The sequence below is a fragment of the Metapseudomonas otitidis genome (assembly GCF_011397855.1).
GTDB lineage: Bacteria > Pseudomonadota > Gammaproteobacteria > Pseudomonadales > Pseudomonadaceae > Metapseudomonas > Metapseudomonas otitidis.
Genome location: NZ_AP022642.1, coordinates 5088062 through 5108808 on the forward strand (window position 1 = coordinate 5088062; position 20747 = coordinate 5108808).

The following is a 20747-nucleotide window of genomic DNA, read 5'->3' on the forward strand; positions in this document are numbered from 1 at the left end:
GAATGCGGCGACCTCACGCGCCGTCGGCGCAAGTGTAGGCCGCCTTCGCCGGCTTTACCGCGCGGCGTCGAACGCCTGCCAGTCGAGCTGCAGCGGGAATTCGCTCGCCTTGGCCACCGGCAGGCCGGGCGCCACCAGGAAGCCCTGCATCACCGAGCAGCCGTGCTCGATCAGCCAGTCGCGCTGTGCCGCCGTCTCCACCCCTTCGGCGATCACCTCCAGGCCCAGGTGGCGGCCCAGGTCGATGATGGTGGCGACCACCGCCGCATCACGGGGCGACTCCAGCATGTTGGCGATGAACAGCCGGTCGATCTTCAGGGTGTCCAGCTCGAAGTGGCGCAGGTACGCCAGCGAGGAGTAGCCGGTGCCGAAGTCGTCGATGGCCACCCGCACCCCCAGTTCGCGCAACTGGCGCAGCTGCTCGCGGGTGATGTCCAGGTCCTGCATCAACGCGCTCTCGGTCACCTCCACCTCGATCTGCGAAGGACGCAGGCCGCGCTGCTCCAACGCCCGGCGCAGGTCCTCCACCAGGTGCGGCATGCCGAACTGCACCGGACTGACGTTGAGGCTGATGACCAGGTCCTCGCCGAAGCGCTCGCGCCACTTCAGCCCCTGGCCGACCCCCTGCTGGAAGATCCAGTCCCCCAGGCGGTTGATCAGCCGGGTCTCCTCCAGCAGCGGGATGAACACATTGGGCGCAACCGTTCCGGCCACCCGGTGCTCCCAGCGCAACAGGGCCTCGAAGCCGCGCAGGCGCCCGGTGGCGAGGTACACCTGGGGCTGGTAGACCAGCACGAAGTCGTCCTGCTCGATGGCGTTGCGCAGGCTCTCCTCCAGCATCAGCCGCGAGCGCGCGCGGCCATTCATCTCCGGCGAGAAGAAGCGGTACTGCTGGCGTCCGGCGCGCTTGGCCTCGTACATGGCGATGTCGGCGGCGCGCAGCAGGCCGTCCACCGTCTGCCCGCACTCGGGGAAGCAGGCGATGCCCACGCTGGCACCGAGGGTGACGTCGATGCCGTCCACCCGGTAGCGCACCGAAACCAGCTCGATGAGCTTCTCCGCCACCCGGGCCGCATCTTCCGGGTGGTCGAGGGAGTCGATCAGCGCGGTGAACTCGTCGCCCCCCATGCGCGCGAGGATGTCGTAGGGGCGCATGCAGGTCTTCAGTTGCTCGCCCACGCGGCGCAGCACCTGGTCACCGGCGTCGTGGCCGAGGGAGTCGTTGATGCGCTTGAAGCCGTCCAGGTCCAGGTACAGCACCGCCATGCGCTTGCCGTTGCGCTCCACCCGCGCCAGGGCCGACTCCAGCGCCTGGTAGAAGCCGCGCCGGTTGAGCAGCCCGGTGAGCGAGTCGGTGATGGCCTGGGCCTCCAGCTGGGCGTGCAGCTGGCGCACCGCCGACATGTCGAGGCCGATCACCACCATCGAGCGCTGGGCCCTGGGCAACGGCGCGCAGGACAGCGCCACCGGCAGGCTGCCGCCGGCCTGGGTCTTCAGCGCGGCGTCGTGCAGGCGGTAGGGTTCGCCGCGCTTCCAGTGCCGATAGAAGTCCGACAGGCGCCAGTCCCCGGCGTACTCGGGGGCGGCGATCAGGCTGAGGAACTCGCGACCCTCCAGATCGCTGACGGTGCCCTGGAGCATCAGCGCCATGGCCGGGTTGGCGAAGCTGATCACCCCGTCCTCACCCACCACCAGGATGCCCTCGGCGGCGTTCTCCAGCACCGAGGCGTTGAACGCCCGGGCGCTGTCCAGTTGCTGGGTGAGCTGCAGCAGGTCGCGGCGGTTGCGCTCGTGGTCCAGCAGCGCCTGCACCTTGTGGCGCAGCACCTGCGGGTCGAACGGCTTGAGGATGAAGTCCACCGCGCCGGTGGCGTAGCCGCGCAGCACCGCTTCCTGGGTGTGGGCGATGGCGGAGATGAAGATGATCGGCGTGTAGCGGGTGTGCGGGCTGCCACGCATCAGCCGGGCCACCTCGAAGCCATCCATGCCGGGCATCTGCACGTCCAGCAGTACCAGGCCCACCTGCTCCTCCAGCAGCACCTGCAGGGCCGCCTCGCCGGAGTCGACGGTGCGCACGTCCCAGGTGGAGTCGTCCAGCACCGCCTCCATGGCGGCGAGGTTCTCCGGGCGGTCGTCCACCACCAGGAGGATGCTCTCGGGGGCCTTGAGCTTAGGCAAGGGCTGCGTCATGGCGACCTCCCGCGGCTTCGAGCCAGCGTTCCAGCATGTCCAGCAGTTCCTGACGGTTCACCGGCTTGGCCAGGTAGTCGTCGGCACCGGCGGTGATGCACTTTTCCCGGTCGCCCTTCATGGCGTGGGCCGTCAGGGCTATGACCGGGATGTGGCAAGCGTGTTCCTCTTTCAGCGTCCGTGTCGCGGTGTATCCGTCCATGTTGGGCATCGCCATGTCCATGAGAATCAGGTCGAAGGGTTCGCGCTGGAAACAGGCAATGGCCTCCATGCCATCGCGCGCCGGAGTGACCCGTAGGCCAGCTTCGTCCAGCACGGCAGTCAGGGCGTAGATGTTGCGCACGTCGTCGTCCACCAGCAGCACCCGCGCGCCCTCCAGGGCGGAATGCCCATGGGTTGCCGGCTGCGTGTGCAGGCTGTCGAGAAAGCCCTGCACCGCCTCGCCAAGGGCGGCCGGGTCGGTGGCGGACTTGGGCACCAGCGTCGCCGAGTAGCGCCGCAGACGCTGCAGGTGCTGCTGGCCGACATCGAGCCCGGTGTTCACCACCACGCGCACGTCCCGCAGGGAGCGGCGGGCATCCAGCCGGTCGAGCAGCTCGAAGCCATCCAGATCCGGCAGGTTCAGGTCGACCACTATGGCTACGAAACTGTTCGCCTCGTAAGCGACGATGGCCTGCTCCGCAGTGCCCACCGCCACCACCTCGAAGCCCAGTTGCTGCAGATGCTCGCGGTAGTGGTCGCGCTCCACCTCCACGTCTTCCACCAGCAGTATCCGGTGGCCTTGCGCGTCGGGCTCGCCAAGCCCGCCGAACACCTGTTCCAGCTCGGTGCGACCAATGGGCTTGACCAGGTAGCGGGTGTCGCTGTCGTTCCAGTCCGGCGGCTGCGGCACGCAGGAGATGATGTGCACCGGCGTGCCCCGGTGATTGGGCAGCCCGCGCAGGCGCCGGTAGATCTGCCAACCGCTGAGGTCGGGCAGGAGGATGTCGAGGATGATCGCCGCATAGCGCTCCTCCTGCAGCAGCGCCACTGCCTGGCGACCGTTGCTGCACAGCACCGTGGAGAAACCATGGCCCTGGGCCGCTTCGGCGATCACCGCAGCGAAGCCGGCATCGTCCTCGACGATCAGCACCGGCGGCCCCTCGCCGCTGCGCAACGGCTCGGTCAGCTCCACCTCCGGCTCCAGCGACCCCACGGCCACCGGCAGGCAGACCGTGAAGCAGGCGCCTTCGCCCAGGCGGCTGCGCAGGCTGATCTGCCCGTCCAGGGCGAGCACCAGTTGGCGGGTGATGGCCAGCCCCAGGCCGGTGCCCCCGAAGCGCCGGCTGGTGGATCCGTCGATCTGCTGGAAGGCCTGGAAGACCCGCTCGTGCTGCTCGGGGTCGATGCCGATGCCGGTGTCGCGCACGCTGAAGCGCAGCATCTCGCGGCCGGGGCCGAGGTCCTGGGCGTCCACCGACACGGACAGTTCCACCTCGCCCTGGTCGGTGAACTTGAGGGCGTTGGACAACAGGTTGCGCAGGATCTGGTGCAGGCGCACCCGGTCGCTGTGGATGACCCGAGGCACGCCCGGGTCGACCCGGCTCACCAGCTGCAAGCCCTTCAGCTCGGCCATCGGCCGCAGGCTGGCATCCAGTTCCACCAGCATGTCCTGGACGTTGAGCGGCTCCAGCTTGAGCTGCATGCGCCCGGCTTCCACCTTGGCCAGGTCGAGCACGTCGTTGATCAGTTGCAGCAGGTCGCTGCCGGCCCGGTGGATGATGTCGGCATGGCGCGACTGCTTGTCGGTGAGGTTGCCAGCGGCGTTCTGGCGCAGCTGGTCACTGAGGATGAGGATGCTGTTGAGCGGCGTGCGCAGCTCGTGGGACATGTTGGCGAGGAACTCGGACTTGTAGCGGTTGGCGAGCATCAGTTGCTCGGCCTGCTCCCGCAGGCGCTGCTCGGCGACACGGCGCTCGGTGATGTCGATCACCACGGCCTGGACCCAGGTCTCGCTGTCGCTGCGGATCGGCGAAAGGCCCACCTCCAGCGGGATCATGTGGCCGTCCCTGTGCTGGCCGAACAGCTCGCGGTTACCGCCCATTCGCCGGGGTTCGGGTTTGGCCTGGAAGCCCTGGCGCAGGCCCACGTGGGCCTCGCGCAGGGCCACCGGCAGCAGGCGCTCGACCCGCTCGCCCAGCAGCTCCTGGCGGCTGTAGCCGAACATCTGCTCCACCTGGCGGTTGACCATGGCGATACGCCCGCCGGTGTCCACCAACAGGATGGCGTTGGGCGAAGCCTCGACCACCAGCCGGAAGCGCTCCTCGGCACTGCGACGGGCCTGCAGGTCGAGCAGGTTGATCAGGTAGCGGGGGCCATCGGCGCGGTCGATACGGGTCAGGCGCAGGGCCACCGGTGTGCGCCGGCCGTCGTCACAGCGCGCCTCGTACTCGCTGATCGACGCGTGCTCGCTCTCGAAAGCCAGGGCCTCCAGCCCGCTGGCACCCGGCAGGAAGCGCAGGGCGTGCTGCCCCACCAGCCACTCGGAGTCGCAACCCAGCAACTCCCCGGCGCTGTCGTTGGCCAGCTCGATGCGCCCGTCGCCTTCGCACAGCAGCGTGGCCACCGGCAACCGCGCCACCAGGGCGCGCAGGTGTGCTTCACGCTCCTGCAGCAGGGCGGCGGACTTGCTGCTGGCCAGCAGTTCGCGCTCGCGCAGGTACAGGTAAGCCCCGACCAGCAGGGACAGCAGCAGAGCGGCCGACAACCCGGCAACCAGGGTGAAGCGCAGTCCGCCATCACTTTGCAGGCTGGCGTAGGCCGCTGTGCCAGTGACCTGCAACTGCCAGTCGCGGCCGAACAGGCGCAGCTCCCGGCGGTCCTGATAGGGCGCAGGCTCGGCAGCGTCGGGCGGGTCCAGCAGGGGTTGGTCGGGGTACTGGAGGTCCGCCAGCTCGATGTCGAACAGCCGGGCCTGCGCCCCGAGGATACCGGCCATCAGGTCCTGGACGCGGAAGGCGCCGTAGACGGTGCCGATGAACGCTTCGCGGCGCTCGGTTGCGGTGGCCGGTGCATCGCGGCCATACACCGGCATGAACAGCACCAGCCCCTTGAGGGGCGAGTTGTCCTCGTCCTGGCGCAGGACGATGGGCCCGGTCAGCCGGGCCTCGCCGCTGTCGATCGCGGCCTGCACGGCCTGCAGGCGCATCGGCTCACTGAGCATGTCGAAGCCCAGGGCGCGCTTGTTCCGCCAGTCCAGCGGGCTGATGTAGGTGATGACCAGGTAATGCTCGCGCTCGCCGGGGGGAAACAGACGGACTTCGGCACGAGCGCCCTCGTCGCCCGGCTGGGCCACGAGCTCAGCCGGCGCCAGGTAGCGGCTCCAGCCGAGGGCCTGGATGCCGGGGTAGCGGTCCTGCAACTGGAGCTGGTCCACGGCCCGCGCCCACTCGTCGGCGGACACCTCGTCGCTGCCGGCCAGCAGGCCGGACATGCCACGCAGCACCACCTCATAGGCGCGCATCCGGTCGCTGATGCGCTGGGCCACCTCGTCGACCGCCATGTCGAAGCGCTGCTGGTTCTCGGCCTCATAGCGAGCCCGCTGGGCCTGCCATTGCCAGACCACCAGGGCTCCCAGCGCTACCAGCAGGACCATCGCGGCCGCCACGGGCAGCCAGGGTTTCCTGTCGGGAATCCGAGGACGGTCGTCCATGCATGCTCCTGTCCTTGTGGCGACACGCAGGGGGAAAAAATCAGGGGGAGTCGCTGCTGATCAGCATTGATTCGCGGTCACCTGTCGGCAGTCTAGTCAGGATTCGGCGCACTAGCCCCGTGCCAGCAATGAGACGACGGACGGCAGGCAGCGGCCGACGGCACGCCGGAAAATGCCGCAGGAAAACCGGGGGAAAAGTCGCTCGGGAAGCGGACACTTCAGGCCCCGGCGGCGCCATCCCGGGCGGGTGCGCGAGGCCATGAAGTGGAGGCCTGGATCAGGCCCGGAGGGGGATCAGTACTGCTGGGGTGCCTGAGCACCGGGGATGGGGGTCAGCTTGATTTCCACCCGACGGTTCTGCGAGCGGCCGGCTTCGGTGGCGTTGCTGGCGACCGGCTGGTCCGGCCCCATGCCACGGGAAGACAACCGACCCGGTTCGACGCCCTGGGCCATCAGGTAGTTGGCCACGCTCTGGGCGCGCAGCTGGGACAGGTTGACGTTGTACTGGTGGCTGCCGGTGCTGTCGGTGTGGCCGACGATCTCGATGTTGTTCTGGTTGTATTGCTTGAACGATGAGGCGAGGTTGTTCAACGGGCCATAGAAGTTGCTGGCGATGTCCGCCGAGTTGGTGGCGAAGGTGATGTTGCCGGGCATCACCAGGTTGATGCTGTCGCCCTGGCGCTGAACCTGTACGCCGGTGCCTTCCATGCTGCGACGCAGCTCCGCTTCCTGCTTGTCGACGTAGTAGCCGTAGCCTGCGCCCGCCGCACCGGCGACCGCGGCGCCGATCAGCGCGCCCTTGCCCCGGTTGTTGTGGCTGATGGCGGCACCGGCAACGGCACCGGCCAGGGCGCCCAGGCCGCCATAGGTGGCGGTCTTGCTCATGCCCTGGCGGGGCGCCTGGCCCTGGTTCTCATAGGGGTTCTGCGAAGCACAGCCTGACAAGGTGGCCACGGCAAGGGCCGCGACGATCAGGCGACGCGTGGTGAACATGGACTCTCTACTCCTGTGTGACAGGCAACCGGATGGACTGCCGTCAGATTAGAGCATGGCCCTTCGCGGAAATTCCGTAGCTCAGGCCCGGACGAACGGGTTTTCGCGCATTTCGTCGCCCAGCCGGGTGTCGGGGCCATGGCCGGTGACCACGGTGGCCTCTTCGTCCAGGGTGTAGAGCCGCCCCTTGATGGAGCGCTCGATGGTGGCGTAGTCACCGCCCCACAGGTCGGTGCGGCCGATGCCCCGGCGGAACAGCGTGTCGCCGGCGATCAGCAGCTTGGCCTCGGGGAACCAGAAGCTCATGGAGCCGGGGGTGTGTCCGGGCGTGTGCAGCGCCACGCCACAGCCACAGGCCAGCTCTTCGTCATCGGCCAGCCACTGGTCCGGGGCCGGCACCGGCTTGTAGGGCACGCCGAACATGCGGCATTGCATCTCCAGGTTGTCCCAGAGGAACTGGTCTTCCTTGTGCAGGTGCAGGGTGGCGCCGGTGGCCTTCTTCAGCTCGCCGGAAGCGAGGAAGTGATCCAGGTGCGCGTGGGTGTGGATGATGCTGACCAGCTTCAGGCCATGGGCCTCCAGGCGGGCGAGGATCTGCTCATGGTTGCCGCCCGGGTCGACGACGATGGCCTTCTTGCTGACAGGGTCGCCGATCAGGGTGCAGTTGCACTGCAAAGGGCCGACGGGGAAGGTTTCGCGGATCAGGGCGGTGGACGGGTTCATCGGGCATCTCCGGGGCGGCGCTCTGCGGCGCCTGGTGCGGGTCGATCAAGGGTCGGCACGATAATCGCTCGGCAGCCTGCCCGTCCATTTGCGGAAGGCGCGGCGGAAGTTGGAGGGGTCGCTGAACCCCAGCAGCGCGGCGATCTCGAACAGCGGCAGGTGGGTGGTGGTGAGGTACTGCAAGGCCAGGCCCTTGCGCACTTCGTCGAGCACCTGCTGGTAGCTGGTGCCCATGGCCGCCAGGTGCCGGCGCAGGCTGCGGCCGCTGGTGTGCAGAGCTCGGGCGGCGCTGTCCAGGTCGGGGAAGTCGCCGGGGCGGGTGAGCAGCAGGCGGCGCACGCGGGTCAGCAGGGCGTCCTGCACGTCGAGGGTGGCGAGGATGGCCTCGCACTGCTGCTCGCACATCTGCACCGTGGCCGGGTTGGCCAGGGACATGGGGCGGTCGAGGTAGTGCGTGGGCAGGGTCATCCAGTGGCAGGGCTGGTCGAAGGCCACCGGTGCGCCGAACACGGCTTCGTAGCGTTCGGCGTAGTCCGGCGCGGGGTGGGCGAAGCCCACCTGCAGCCCCAACAGCGGCTCGGCAACGAGAAAGCGGGCGATGGTGCAGAAGCTGGTCAACAGGCCCTCGCCGGCAAAGCGCCCCAGCGGCCCCATGGGGAAGGACTCGGTGGCCTCCAGCCGCAGGCAGTCGCCCTGCTCCACCAGCTCCAGCTCGTAGGCCAGGCCCAGCACCCGGTAGTACTTCATGGCGAACTGCAGCGCCCGCCCGAGGTTGGCACTGGAAAGCACCGCGTAACCGAGGATGCCGTGGGTGGAGACGTTCAGCCGCTGGCCCAGCACCAGGCCCAGGGCCGGCTCATTGCACTGCACCAGGGCAGCGGTGGCCAGCAGGTTGAAGTCGACGAAGGAGAGCCGCGCATTGGGGCTCTGCAGCACTTCCGGGCGCACGCGGGCCGCGCTGAACAGCGCCTCGCGGGTGACGCCCAGCTCTTCGGCAAGGCTCAGCAGGGCTTCGGCGTAGGCAACCGGAACGAGCTCGGCGGAGAAGGTCAGCGGCTGTTTCATGGGTTCTTCTTGTGGGTCGGCCGTGGCCAGATATGACCTGACGATTGGCAGAAGATAACCTTGTCCGACAAGACCCCGCAAGCGAGAGTGCGGACGTGGTTTGAACCGACTCAGGGAGTCCCCATGACCAGCACGACCCCAGAAGGATTGGTAATCCGCCCGCGTCACATGGATTTCGACCTGCCCAATCCGATGCCCCGCCACTGGCACAGCGGCGATGCCTTCAAGACCCACCTGTTCGACGCCATGTCGGTGCTCTTTCCCGATGGCGAGCGCTTCTTCATCGACTCGGTGCGGCACTTCCGCGACGAGATCACCGACCTGGTGCTGAAGGAGCAGATCCGTGGCTTCATCGGCCAGGAAGGCCACCACAGCCGCGAACACCTGGAATACAGCGCCCGACTGCGCGACCTGGGTTATGACGTGGGGCGCATCGAGCGCCGCGCCCAGGCACGCATCCGCTACACCCAGAAGAAGTTCTCGCCGCGCCGGCAACTGGCCGCCACGGCCGCCCTGGAGCACATCACCGCGATCATGGCGGACGGCCTGCTCAAGCACCCCGAGCACATTGCCGGCGCCCACCCGACCCTGGCCCGCCTGTGGCGCTGGCACGCCCTGGAGGAGACGGAGCACAAGGCGGTGGCCTTCGACGTCTACAACCAGGTCTGCGGCAGCCGCAAGCTGCTGCGCCGGGCGATGATCATGGGCACCTTCTTCTTCATGCTCGACACCCACCGCGGGCTGATCCACATGCTCAAGCGCGACGGCCTGCTGTGGAACTGGCGTGTCTGGCGCGATGGCCTGAGCTGGATGTGGGGCAAGAACGGCATGTTCCGACAGTTGATCCCGGCGTACATGGACTTCTTCAAGAAAGGCTTCCACCCCTGGATCCACGACAACCGGGACCTGATGTACAAGACCCGGGAAGAGTTCGACGGGCTGCCCGCAGCGGCCTGATCCACCAGCAGTGATACACAACGACCCTTCGGGGCCGTTGTCGTTTCCAGGTTCAGGCCCCGCAGGGTGGGCTTCAGCCCACCGCGTTTCTCCAGATGTTGCGGCACCGCCCCCGGCAGCCCCGAGCACAGGAGGGTGAAGCGGAAACGGGACAGTCGTTGAGAATTGCAAAGAGCGGTGGGCTGAAGCCCACCCTACGTCAGCGCGACGACAACTCCACGTACCTGACCGAAAACGCAGCTCCCGGGTGTTATCCACAGGCGGGAGCGGCGCTCGCTTGGTTGCTGTGCTCGGGCCTCAGCCCTGCAGGAACCGCAGTGCATCGGCGGCCGTCTGCTCGGGGATTTCCTCCATGGGGATGTGCCCCACGCCTGGGTAGGTGAGCACCTGGATGCCCGGTACGTCACGCTGCCAGAGCGGTACGTGCTTGGGCGAGATCCAGCGGTCGCGCTCGCCCCACATCAGCAGGGTGGGCGCCTGGAGGGCGGCGACGCGCTCGGGGGTGCCTGCCAGCTCGTCCTTGTTGACCTTCAGCAGCACGCGGAAGATCTCCATCATCGCGCGGCGGTTGCCGGGGCGGCGGGTCAGGTCGTAGTAGCGGTCCACCACGCCGGGCTTGATCCGCCCCGGCTCGCCGTAGACCTCCTTGATGCCCTGGGCGATCAGCGCGCGGGGCATCCACATCGGCATCGCCACGGTGGCGCCCGGCAGCGCAGCGGCGGCGATCATCCAGGGCACCTTGCGCATCGGGTAGCCGGCCGGGTCCACCAGCACCAGGCGGTTGACCCGGTGCGGCTGTGCCAGGGCGAAGTTCCAGGCGATGTAGCCGCCCAGGGAGTTGCCGGCGATGGAGGCCTTGTCCACCCGCAGGTGGTCCAGCAGCAGGCCGAGGATGCGCACCATGCGCTCGCCGGAGTAGTCACCGCTGCGCTTGGGGCCGGTCAGGCCGAAGCCGGGGACGTCGAAGCGGATGATCCGGTAGTGCGGCGCGAAGGCCTTCACCCAGCCATCCCAGGTGTGCAGCGAGGCGACCACGCCGTGGATCATCACCAGCGCCGGTTTGTCCCGGCTGCCTTCGTCGCGGTAGTGGACGTTGAAGCCGTCCAGTTCGATGTAGCGCGAGCCGGACTCGGCGTTGCCGTAGCGCGACTTGAGCCGGTCGAGCGGCAGCGAACCGAAGCCCAGGCGGGCAACGCCGACGGCCAGCGGGGGCATCATCGGCAGGCTGGTGGCGGTCATGGAAGGCACCTCGTGGTTGTTATTGTCGGTGCCTTATCAGAGCACGCCCCCACGGAGCCGGTGGCCCAGCCTAAGGTTGTGTCACGCCGGCCCGCCCTGGGGGCGCAGGGCGGCGATCAGCAGGTCGCCGAGCACCGCCGTGGCCTGCTCGATCTGCGCACGGGGCGCGGCGCTGGCGAGCAGGTCGAGGGAGGCGGCCTCCAGCGCCCAGATCAGCGCCCGCCCGGTGAGTGGCTCCAGGGCCGGCCCGCTGATCCGCAGGCGTTCGTCGAGCAGCGCCACCAGCGCTTCATGGGCCCGCCGGCGGTGGCTGGCAAGGGGCGAGCCGCTGCGCATGGCCTCCTCCTGCATCAGGCGGATGATCGGCCCGACGGCCAGGTGGTAGTCGAAGAAGCAGCGCACCATGGCGCGCAGCCAGGCCTCGTCGCTGCCGCTGGCCTCGCGCAGGGCGCGGAAGCGTTCCAGCAGCAGCACCACCGAGGTCTGGTAGATGCACGCCAGCACATCCATCTTGTTGGCGAAGTGCTTGTAGAAGGTGCGCCGCGACACCCGCGCCGCCTCCAGCAGGTCGTTCACCGTGGTGTCGTCAATGCCCTTGCGGGCGAACACCGGGATGGCCGCCAGCTGGATGTTGGTCTTCAGCAGGTGCCCCACCAGCGGACCGCCGCCCTCCCCTTGCTGGCGCGCCACGGCGCCGTAGCCGCCGAGGTCCTCGAACACCGCCAGAACGGCCCCACGCTCGCCCCCTTCCATCACGTCTCCTCACCGAACCAAGGCGCGGGTGACGGCGCCGCGCCGCCTCGCTACTCTTGGCGCGCCCCTTCCCGCCGGACCCGAATGCCGATGACGCTATCACGCCGCCTGCCCTGGCCGCTGGCCATCCTTTTGCTGGTGCTGTGCCTGCCGGCCGGTGCCGCCGACCTGTACTACCTGGGGCAGAAACTGCCGGACCTGCAGCGTCCCTGGGGCAGCCCGGAGTACCAGCAGCTGATCGAGGCCCTGGAGCGCATCGACAAGGCCCAGGCCAACGCCCTGCCCCGCCGCAGCGGCGAGTTCACCGGGCCGATCTACCAGCGCATGGTCAATGAAGAGAACTTCAAGCCGCAGCTGAACATCTACGCCCCGCTGGAGCTGCGCCAGAACGAGGCGCGGGAGGTGCTGTTCCGCCTCAAGGAGCTGATGCGCCTGTACTTCGACTTCAAGGCCCCGCAGCAACCCTACGGTGCCGAAGCCCTGGGGCTGATGAGCTATTCCCTGCGCCAGCAGGCGGTGCTGTTCTCCCTGACGGTGGAGTTCTGGATGACCCTCTCGGAGAGCGAGCAGACCAGCGCGATCCGCCTCCAGGGCCTGCAGGAGACCAAGGACGCCGCCGCCATGCTCACCTCCAGCGCGCTGGACTACCTGGGCCTGACCAAGCAGTTCAACCGCGAGGACCTGGTGCTCTACGGCGCCGAACTGGCCAAGCAACTGCCGGAGCTGTACATCCACCTGCGCAGCGAGGTGCGCGCTCAGTTGCTGGCACGGGTCGGCGAGCTGGCGGAGAAGCACCCCTACCCCGAGGTGCGCGCCAGCATGGGCAGCCTGCTGCCGGTGCTGGCCGGCATCCAGCAGGATGTGGAAAAACAGCTGGCACAGCCGCCGAAGACCAAGCCGGCGGCACCGGCCCTGGACCTCAGCGCGCCGCCGGCAACCTCAGCGCAATAAACCCAGGGCCTTGGCCCGGGCCACGGCCTGGGTACGCCGCTCGACCCCGAGCTTGCCGTTGATGTGGCGGGCGTGGGTCTTCACCGTGTGCAGCGAGATGAACAGCCGCTCGCTGATCTCCTGATTGGAACAGCCCTGTGCAATCAGCTGCAGCACCGCCAGCTCACGGGTGCTGAGCATTTCCCCACTGCCCAGCGACTCGCCAGGCGCATCGCCCGCCGAGTCACCGAGGTGTTCCAGCAGGGTCGCCTGGGGGCCATCCGGACGCACAGCGATCTGCTCACGCAGCCAGCCACCGCGCTGGGTCAGCAGTACGTGGAACGGCAGCAAGGCGCCGCCGGCCATGGCGTCGAACGCGCTGCCCAGGGCGAGTGACGCGTCACGCTCCTTGCCCATTTCCAGCAGCAGGTGCACCAGCGCGACTTGCGCGAACTGGGCCAACAACAGCGCACCGGCTTCCCGGGCGCGCAGTGCCAGGGCCCGCAGGCGACGTTCGGCCTCGGCGGCACGCCCCTCCACCCGGGCCAGGGCGGCCTGCTGCAATTCGACGTACATCGGCAACTGCGGGTGGAACTCCGGTGCGGCGGCCGGCTGCTCGCCGCCGTAGGTTTCCGACAGCCGCACCAGCCAGGCATTGGCCAGTTCCAGTTGCCCCTGGGCCAGCCACAGCTCGCACTTCACCAGGGTGGCCATGGCCAGGTAGTAGACCGGGGGAATGTCCCAGATGTGCATCAGCCGCTCGGCCTCGGCGAGCAGGGCGAAGGCGGCGGCGAAGCGGCCTTCGCGCCCTTCCAGGCTGGCCAGCACGGCGTAGCCGGTGAGCAGGCTGATGTCGCGACAGGCGCGGGCTTCGGCGATCCCGGCGAGCAGGCGGCTGCGCGCTGCCTCGGGCTGCAGGCGCTGGGCCAGCAGGTAGCCCTCGTACATCATCAGCCGTGCACGGGCGGCGTAGTGGCGCTGGGGTGACAGGTCGCGCAGGCAATCGAGGCCCAGTTGCACTTCCAGGTAGGCCCGGTGCACCTCGCCCCGGGCGTGCAGCAGGCGCGAGCGGTCGTAGTGGGCGACGGCTTCGAACAGCGGGTTGCCGATGCGCTGGGCCAGTTCCAGGGCATCCCGGTTCAGGCCCCGGGCGCGCCACAGGTCGCCGCGCACCACGGCGATGTTGGCCAGGGTCGACAGGCACAGCAGGCGCTGGCCGTAGCGCTCAGGGCTGAGGGTGGCGACCGCTTCGGCGCAGTGACGCTCGGCCAGGTCGATGTCGCCGCGTCCCCGGGCGATGACACCGCTCAGGGCGAGCCACTGGGACAGCAGGTTCTGCTGGGCCTGGGCGCTGGGCGCGGGCAGGAAGCGCGCCAGCTGTGCGCCCAGCTCCTCGGCGGCATCCAGCTGGCAGGCCAGGGCCAGCGCCAGGCTGTAGAGCATGATCAGCCGCGGGGTGCTGACCAGCAGGCTGTCGGGCAGGTCCATCTTCCAGCGCAGCAGCATGGCGATGTTCTGCTCCGCCAGCAGCTGCTCCTCGGAGAGGTTCTGCACCAGGCTGGCGGCCACGTCGGGCTGACCGGCGCGCAGGGCCTGTTCGATGGCCTCGTCCAGCAACCCCTGGGCGCTGAACCAGCGGCAGGCGCGCAGGTGCAGGCTGGCCTGGGGCAGGCTGCCGGCGCCGGTCGGCCGCGCCCGCAGCAGGTCGGAGAACAGGTGGTGGTAGCGGAACCAGCGGCCGTGCTCGTCCAGCGGGACGAGGAACACCTGGTTGGCCTGCAGCTGCTGGAGCAGCGCGGCGCTGTCGTGGCTGTCGCGCACGGCGTCGCAGAGTTCGGCACAGAAGCGGTCGAGGCAGGCGGTGTCATAAAGGAAGGCCTGGATGTCCGCCCCCTGCCGTTCGATCACCTCTTCCAGCAGGTAGTCGCGGATCAAGCCTTCGTCACCGTGGGGGCCACGGGCCAGGGCCTGGGTGTCGCCTTCGTCCTGGCTGGCCAGCAGCCACAGGCGCAGGCCGGCGGCCCAGCCTTCGCTGCGCGACAGCAGGTGTTCGAGGCCGGCGCCCTCCAGCTCGACGCCCTGGGCCTGGAGCAGTGCGGCGCTCTCCGCCTCGGTCAGGCGCAGGTCCTGCTCGTTGAGTTCCACCAGTTGCCGCGACAGGCGCAGGCGCGCCAGGTGCCAGTCCGGGCGCTGGCGGCTGGTCACCAGCAGCACCAGGCCGGCAGGCAGGTGGTTGAGGACGAACTGCAGGCAGCGGTCGAGCACGGCCCCCTGGGCCAGGTGGTAGTCATCCAGCACCAGCAGCACGGGCTGCCGGGGGTCGAGCCGGGCGGAGAGTTCGTCCAGCAGGCCGTCGATCCATTGCTCGAAGGCGAAGGGCTGGTGCCGCTGGCGCAGCTTCAGCAGGCCCATGGCCTCCTCGCCCAGACCGGGCAGGAGCTGGCGCAGGCCGTCGAGCAGGCGTTCGAGGAAGCGGCCGGGATCGTTGTCTCGGCGCCCGAGCCCGAGCCACAGGGTGCGCCAGGCCTCGGGCAACCCTTCGCAGAACTCGATGGCCAGGGAACTCTTGCCGAACCCGGCCGGGGCGCTGACCAGCAGCAGGCGGCCGGAAAGCCCGTCGACCAGGCGGTCACACAGACGGGGGCGGGACAGGTGTCCTGCCGGCAACGGGGGTCGGAAGAAGCGTTCGCCCACCACCGGCATGGCAGTGGGCGCGAAGGACCGCGAACTGGAAAGGTCTGTCATCACCCGGCTTCTAGTAATGGTTATGCCGCGGGGGCGTGGACGTGGTGGCAGCCTATCCCCTCGGCCGATTCATTTGAAGTACCCGGGGAAATCATGGACAAGAAAAAGCCGGCCCGAGGGCCGGCTTTTTTACAACGTCCTACAGGATCAGCGCACGCCTGCCTGACGCAGGGCAGCCGGGGTGTAGTCGCTCTCGGAAGCGCTGTAGTTGAAGTCGTAGGACTGTTTCTCCTCGTTCTTCATGCCCAGGGCCAGGTAGCGGCCGGAGAGCAGGTCGTACAGGGTTTCCACAGCGTACCAGGGCACTTGCTTGTCGTAGTAGTACTCGGCATGGGCCTCGGCGACGCGCCACAGGGTGCCACGGCCGTCGTAGTGGTCGATGGCAGCGGCTTGCCAGGTGTCTTCGTCGATGTAGAAGTCACGCTTGGCGTAGATGTGGCGCTCGCCCGGCTTCAGGGTGGCGACGACGTGCCACACGCGGTGCAGCTCGTAGCGAGCCAGGTCCTGGTTGATGTGGCCGGCCTTGATGATGTCGTCGTACTTCAGCTTCGGCGAGTCGAGGCGGTAGCTGTTGTAGGGGATGTAGATCTCCTTCTTGCCTTCCAGCTTCCAGTCGTAGCGGTCGGGCGCGCCGTTGTACATGTCGAAGTTGTCGGACGTACGCAGGCCGTCGGCAGCGGTACCCGGGCCGTCGTAGGACACCTGCGGTGCACGACGGACGCGGCGCTGGCCGGCGTTGTACAGCCACGCCAGGCGCGGCTCCTTCACCTGGTTGAGGGTCTCGTGCACCAGCAGCACGTTACCGGCCAGGCGCGAGGGCGCCGTCACGCGCTGCTTGAAGTAGAACAGCACGTTGCTGGGCTTGCTCGGGTCGTAGTCCTTCAGCTTGTCGCGGAAGGTGAACTCGTCCTGGAAGTACACCAGGCTGTAGGAGCCGTTGGGCTGCGGGGTGGCCTGGGTCACCAGGCGACGCACGCTGCCGCCCCGGTAGCGGGTGATGTGGTTCCAGATCGCTTCCAGGCCGTTCTGCGGGATCGGGAACGGGTTGGCGGTCTTGAAGTTCTCCAGGCCGTTACCGCCTTCCACCAGCTTGGTGGCGGACGCGTTGGCCTTGGCGGCGGCGATCACGTCAGCCGGCACGGTGGCCGAACGGTGGGAGGGGAACACCGGCATCTTGTAGGAGTCCGGGTAGCGCTTGAACATGGCGTACTGGCCGGGGGTCAGCTTGTCCTTGTACTGGTCCACGTTCTGCGCGGTGATGGTGAACAGCGGCTTCTCGCTGGCGAAGGGGTCGGCGAGGAAGCCCTTGTCGTCCACCGCACCGGCGTTCTGCGGCAGGCCGCCGGTCCACTCGGGGATGCTGCCATCGGCATTGCCGGCCTTCTCCGCGCCCAGCGGGGTCAGGCTGGTGCCCAGCTTGGCCGCCTCGTCGGCCGGCACCGCCGCCATGACGGCGGAGGCCAGCAGCGACAGCGCCAGGGCACCGGTTTGCAGAAGAGTCTTTGTTGTTTTCATGGTGAGTCCTTGTCTTCCGGAGCCGCTTAGAAGTTCATGCCGAAGCTGAGCGCGAGGAAGTCGCGGTCAGTCAGGGTGTTGTACTTGCCGCCGAAGAAGTCGGTGTAGCTGAGGCTGGCGGTGTAGGTGTTCTGGTACTCGGCGTCCAGGCCCAGGCTCACGGCCTTGGCGCCTTCGGTGAAGGAGCCGTTCGGACCATAGCCATGCACGTCGTGAGACCAGGCCACGTTGGGCTTCAGGTTGATACCGGCGAAAACGTCGTTGTAATCCCAGATGGCACGAGCGCGATAACCCCACGCAGTGCTGGTCACGAAACCATCGTTCTCGCAGTACTTGCTGACGTTGGCAGCACTGGTAGACCCCAGCGTGCTCACGTTCAGGCCTTGGCAGGCGGGATACGTGCCAGCGATACCCGGCGTGGTGACGGTGTAATTGCCAGGCAGCGGCCCGGGGCCGTATATCGGATCACGCCCATAACGGGCCTTGCTGGTGCTCTCCAGCCCACCTACGTGCACCACGCCTACTTCGCCAACAAGGGTCAGGCGCTCGGCACCCATTACCTGATCAAAGAAGTGGGTGAAGGTGGTCTGGAACTGGGTGATTTCCTTACGGCGGTAACCGTGCAGATCCTGTCCAGGAGCACCATTCAATACCGAGATGTTCTTGATGCCCGCAGCGGTGAAGGCGCCGCCGATGGTTGCCAGATCACCCAGTGGTTTGAGGCCGGCATAGAGCACGTCCGTGGAGTTGAGCTGCACAGGCGCATTGGGGCGATAGCTCAACTCGCCACTCCACGCTGTTCCCGTGGGTAGGGTGGTGGAGAAACTCAGACCGTAGAGACGAATGTCCTCAGGGTACTCCATGAAGTACTGGCTATTGCCTGCGACGGCAACAGGTGCCAGGGATGCCGGCATCCCCGCAAGCACAGCACTGCGGATCGCATTGAAAGCCGCCGGGCTGGCCCCCGTACCACTGAAGATCGGCGTACGGCTGTGGTAGTTCATGAAGTAGGCGCCAAACTCGGTATCCAAGGCATCCGAGAAGTAGCGGAATGCAGTGCCCCACTGGCCATCGTCACGCGCATCGCGGTCACCGCCACGAGGTACAACAATGCCTTCAGAAGTCTGCCTTACCCGATAGTTGGCCATCTGAGGACGCGCATTCACCCCAGCAGCAGCTAGGGGGTTATTGGAAAGTACAGCAAGATTGTTTGTGCAACCGTCTGCAACGATGTCCGGTTGCGCGAAGAACGTACCGCAGTTGTCGGTGACGGTTTGGTCCCATTCCAGTTGATAGAACGCCTCAACCGACAGGTTCTCGGTCAGGCTCTGGGACACATAGAACATGTTGACCGGAATCAGGCCCTCCTTCACTTCGGCGCCGGGACGGCGGAAGGCGGAAACGTCGATCGGGTTGATCGAGTTGATGCCGTTCTGGATGAAGGTGCTCTCACCCCAGCTCACCACCTGCTTGCCCAGGCGCACGGAGCCCGGCAGGTCGGCGATGTTGTAGTTGTGGTAGATGAAGGCGTCGAGGATCTGGCCGCCGGAGGACTGGGCGCCTTCCTTGCGGTTGCTGTCGTCGATGTCCTTGAACAGGCGACTCTCGTCCTTCAGTTCGAAGTCGTACCAGTACTTGCCACGAACAAAGACGCCGGTATCCCCATACTTCAGCTCCAGGTCGTGGATGCCCTTGAAGATCTTCGAAAAGGTCTCGCCCTTCTTGAAGTTCAGGTGCGAGTCGTCGGAGGTCTGCGACAGGCCGCGACCGCCATTGTTCACGCCGATCAGGTCCTTATCCGGGCTGGCCATGGACCAGCTGGCCCCCACGGACAGCGACGAGTCGAACTGCCCCTCGATCTCACCGATGTTGAAAGTCACGCCGAATGCCGGGGCGGCGAGGGTGGATGCGAGGCTGACGGCTACGGGCAGCCGCGCCAGTCGCCAGATGGGTTTTCTAGTTGTTGTCATCGACGCTACTCCATGTGTGTTTTTTGTTATGGAATGAGCGGACTATAGCCAGCGGGCTATACCGCTTGATCCCTCTAAAGTGTGATTTGCTGCCCTGCGTACGGCCCGACTCGCTCTGGCTCGCAGGTTTGGAGACTAGACCGAAGTAGCGATAGGTAAAGGCGGGGGGTGACGCGGCAAGAGGCCGCAATCACTGGGCCAAGCGTTTGCTTGGTGGCTGGGCCGGGCCTTTCGGCCCGACCCAAGGGTGGGTCAGAGGGCGGAGAGGAAAGCGCTGCCGGAGGCCTGCCATTGGGCGATGTCGGCGCGGATACGTTTCTTGTCCAGTTTGCCCACGCTGGTCTTGGGAATTTCAGTAACAACGGCGATCTGGCTGGGAATGGCCCACTTGTTGATGTGGCCCTGCTCCACGAAGGGCTTGAGGTGCTCCTTCAGTTCCTTCGCATCCAGGGTGCAGCCGTCGCGGACCACCAGCAGCGCGAACGGGCGCTCGCCCCACTGCGGATCGGGCACCCCGACCACCGCCACCTCGCGCACCGCCGGATGGCGGCTGACCAGGTCCTCCAGCTCCAGGGAGGAGATCCACTCGCCCCCGGTCTTGATCACGTCCTTGATGCGGTCACGGATGTCGATGAAGCCCATGCCGTCCAGGGTCGCCACGTCACCGGTGTGCAGCCAGCCGTGCTCCCACAACTCCTCGCTCTTCTGCGGCTCGTTGAAGTAGCCCTGGGTCAGCCAGGGGGCGCGCAGCACCAGCTCGCCCTGGGTCTCGCCATCCACCGGCAGCAGGTGGCCCTCGGCGTCCATGATGGCCGCCTCCACCAGCGGCACCGGCACACCGGCCTTGATGCGGTAGGTGGTGCGCTCGTCTTCGCTGCCAGCACGCAGTTCCTCGTTGAGGTGGGCAACGGAGATCAGCGGGCAGGTCTCGGACATGCCGTAGGCCGCCGTAAGCTGGATGCCCCGGGCCTTGGCAGCTTCGTACAGGGCGCGGTTCAGCGCGCTGCCACCGATGATCACCTTGAGCCCGCCGAAGTCATGGCCCTGGGCGCTCGGGGTGTTGAGCATCATCTGCAGAATGGTGGGCACGCAGTGGGAGAAGGTCACCTTCTCCTCGCGGATCAGCCGGCAGAGCATCTCCGGCTCGTAGCGCCCCGGGTAGACCTGCTTCACTCCCAGCATGGTGGCCACGTAGGGCACGCCCCAGGCGTGAACGTGGAACATCGGGGTGATGGGCATGTAGACGTCGTCGGTGCCCATCAGGCGGATGCTGTCCAGCGCGCCGATGGTGGAGGCCATGGACAGGGTGTGCAGTACCAGTTGCCGGTGGGTGAAGTACACCCCCTTCGGGTTGCCGGTGGTGCCGGTGGTATAGAAGGTGGTGGCGACGGAATCCTCGTCGAAATCCGGGAAGGCGTAGCGGGGGCTGGCGGCGGCCATCAGCGTCTCGTACTCGCCGACGAGGTTCGGCAGGTCGGCGCGCTTGTCGGCCGCGTCGGTCAGCAGCAGGGTCTTCTCCACCGTGGTCAGCTGGCCCTCGATGGCCTTGTAGATCGGCACGAACTCGCTGTTGACCAGCACGAAGCGGTCCTCCGCGTGGTTCATGGTGTAGAGGATCTGGTCAGGCGAGAGGCGGATGTTGATGGTGTGCAGCACCGCGCCGATCATCGGGATGGCGAACATGCACTCCAGGTAGCGGTGGCTGTCCCAGTCCATCACCGCCACGGTGTCGCCGGCCTTCACACCGGCCTCGGCCAGCACGTTGGCCAGGCGCGCCACGCGCTCGACGAAGGTGGCGTAGCTGTAGCGCACCTGGTCGCGGTAAACGATTTCCCGGGTCTTCTCGTAGCGGCTGCCGGAGAGCAGCAGACGCTTGATCAGCAAGGGGTAGGTGTAGGCGTTGTCGGCCGGTTTGATGACTCGGGTCTGCACCATGGGAAAGCACCTGCGTACAAAGGGGTTTCATGTAGTCATGC

General features: G+C 67.3%; 13 protein-coding genes. 2 read left to right on the forward strand and 11 right to left on the reverse strand.

What is annotated here, in order from left to right; all coding sequences use genetic code 11:
* Window positions 1-54: 54 nt before the first annotated feature.
* The 5 genes from PotMrB4_RS23560 to PotMrB4_RS23580 form a co-directional block, all read right to left on the reverse strand.
* Entirely contained in the window at window positions 55-2190 is a 2136-nt protein-coding gene (locus tag PotMrB4_RS23560; RefSeq protein ID WP_172434624.1) for a putative bifunctional diguanylate cyclase/phosphodiesterase, read from the reverse strand.
* Window positions 2171-5881, reverse strand: a complete 3711-nt coding sequence (locus PotMrB4_RS23565) for a response regulator (protein WP_172434625.1) — start codon at window positions 5879-5881, stop codon at window positions 2171-2173. Before PotMrB4_RS23565 ends, PotMrB4_RS23560 begins: the two co-directional genes overlap by 20 nt.
* 294 nt (window positions 5882-6175) lie before the next feature.
* Window positions 6176-6874, reverse strand: coding sequence for an OmpA family protein (locus PotMrB4_RS23570; RefSeq protein WP_107330949.1), 699 nt, complete (start codon window positions 6872-6874; stop codon window positions 6176-6178).
* An 81-nt stretch (window positions 6875-6955) separates the two neighbouring features.
* A complete protein-coding gene (locus tag PotMrB4_RS23575) occupies window positions 6956-7597 on the reverse strand; it encodes an MBL fold metallo-hydrolase (RefSeq protein ID WP_044411483.1) in 642 nt (213 codons plus the stop codon).
* A 45-nt stretch (window positions 7598-7642) separates the two neighbouring features.
* Window positions 7643-8662, reverse strand: coding sequence for an AraC family transcriptional regulator (locus tag PotMrB4_RS23580; RefSeq protein ID WP_172434626.1), 1020 nt, complete (start codon window positions 8660-8662; stop codon window positions 7643-7645).
* 123 nt (window positions 8663-8785) lie between these two features.
* On the opposite strand from PotMrB4_RS23580, the gene PotMrB4_RS23585 reads away from it, so the two are divergent.
* Window positions 8786-9619 (forward strand): metal-dependent hydrolase, encoded by an 834-nt coding sequence (locus tag PotMrB4_RS23585; RefSeq protein ID WP_172434627.1) that lies wholly within the window; start codon window positions 8786-8788, stop codon window positions 9617-9619.
* A 297-nt stretch (window positions 9620-9916) separates the two neighbouring features.
* Here the strand turns inward: PotMrB4_RS23585 and PotMrB4_RS23590 are convergent, their stop codons facing one another.
* Both PotMrB4_RS23590 and PotMrB4_RS23595 read right to left on the reverse strand, forming a co-directional pair.
* The gene (locus tag PotMrB4_RS23590; RefSeq protein ID WP_069563974.1) at window positions 9917-10858 is read right to left on the reverse strand and encodes an alpha/beta fold hydrolase; all 942 of its coding nucleotides are present in this window, start codon (window positions 10856-10858) and stop codon (window positions 9917-9919) included.
* Between the two features lie 81 nt (window positions 10859-10939).
* On the reverse strand, window positions 10940-11611 hold the full coding sequence (locus tag PotMrB4_RS23595) for a TetR/AcrR family transcriptional regulator (RefSeq protein WP_044403275.1): 672 nt from the start codon (window positions 11609-11611) through the stop codon (window positions 10940-10942).
* An 84-nt stretch (window positions 11612-11695) separates the two neighbouring features.
* Between PotMrB4_RS23595 and PotMrB4_RS23600 the strand changes: the two genes are divergently transcribed.
* Window positions 11696-12562: a hypothetical protein gene (locus tag PotMrB4_RS23600; protein ID WP_172434628.1), complete on the forward strand. Its 867-nt coding sequence runs from the start codon at window positions 11696-11698 to the stop codon at window positions 12560-12562.
* On the opposite strand, the gene PotMrB4_RS23605 is transcribed toward PotMrB4_RS23600, so the two are convergent.
* The 4 genes from PotMrB4_RS23605 to PotMrB4_RS23620 all read right to left on the reverse strand — a co-directional run bounded on the left by PotMrB4_RS23605 (window position 12551) and on the right by PotMrB4_RS23620 (window position 20706).
* Window positions 12551-15286, reverse strand: a complete 2736-nt coding sequence (locus PotMrB4_RS23605; protein WP_172434629.1) for a LuxR C-terminal-related transcriptional regulator — start codon at window positions 15284-15286, stop codon at window positions 12551-12553. The two genes, PotMrB4_RS23600 and PotMrB4_RS23605, sit on opposite strands and share 12 nt — an antisense overlap.
* Window positions 15287-15433: 147 nt before the next feature.
* Window positions 15434-16801: a DUF1329 domain-containing protein gene (locus PotMrB4_RS23610; protein ID WP_044403267.1), complete on the reverse strand. Its 1368-nt coding sequence runs from the start codon at window positions 16799-16801 to the stop codon at window positions 15434-15436.
* A gap of 26 nt (window positions 16802-16827) precedes the next feature.
* Complete coding sequence (locus PotMrB4_RS23615) at window positions 16828-18771, reverse strand: DUF1302 domain-containing protein (RefSeq protein ID WP_172434630.1); 1944 nt, start codon at window positions 18769-18771, stop codon at window positions 16828-16830.
* A gap of 252 nt (window positions 18772-19023) precedes the next feature.
* A complete protein-coding gene (locus PotMrB4_RS23620; protein WP_172434631.1) occupies window positions 19024-20706 on the reverse strand; it encodes a fatty acid--CoA ligase in 1683 nt (560 codons plus the stop codon).
* Window positions 20707-20747 lie beyond the last annotated feature (41 nt).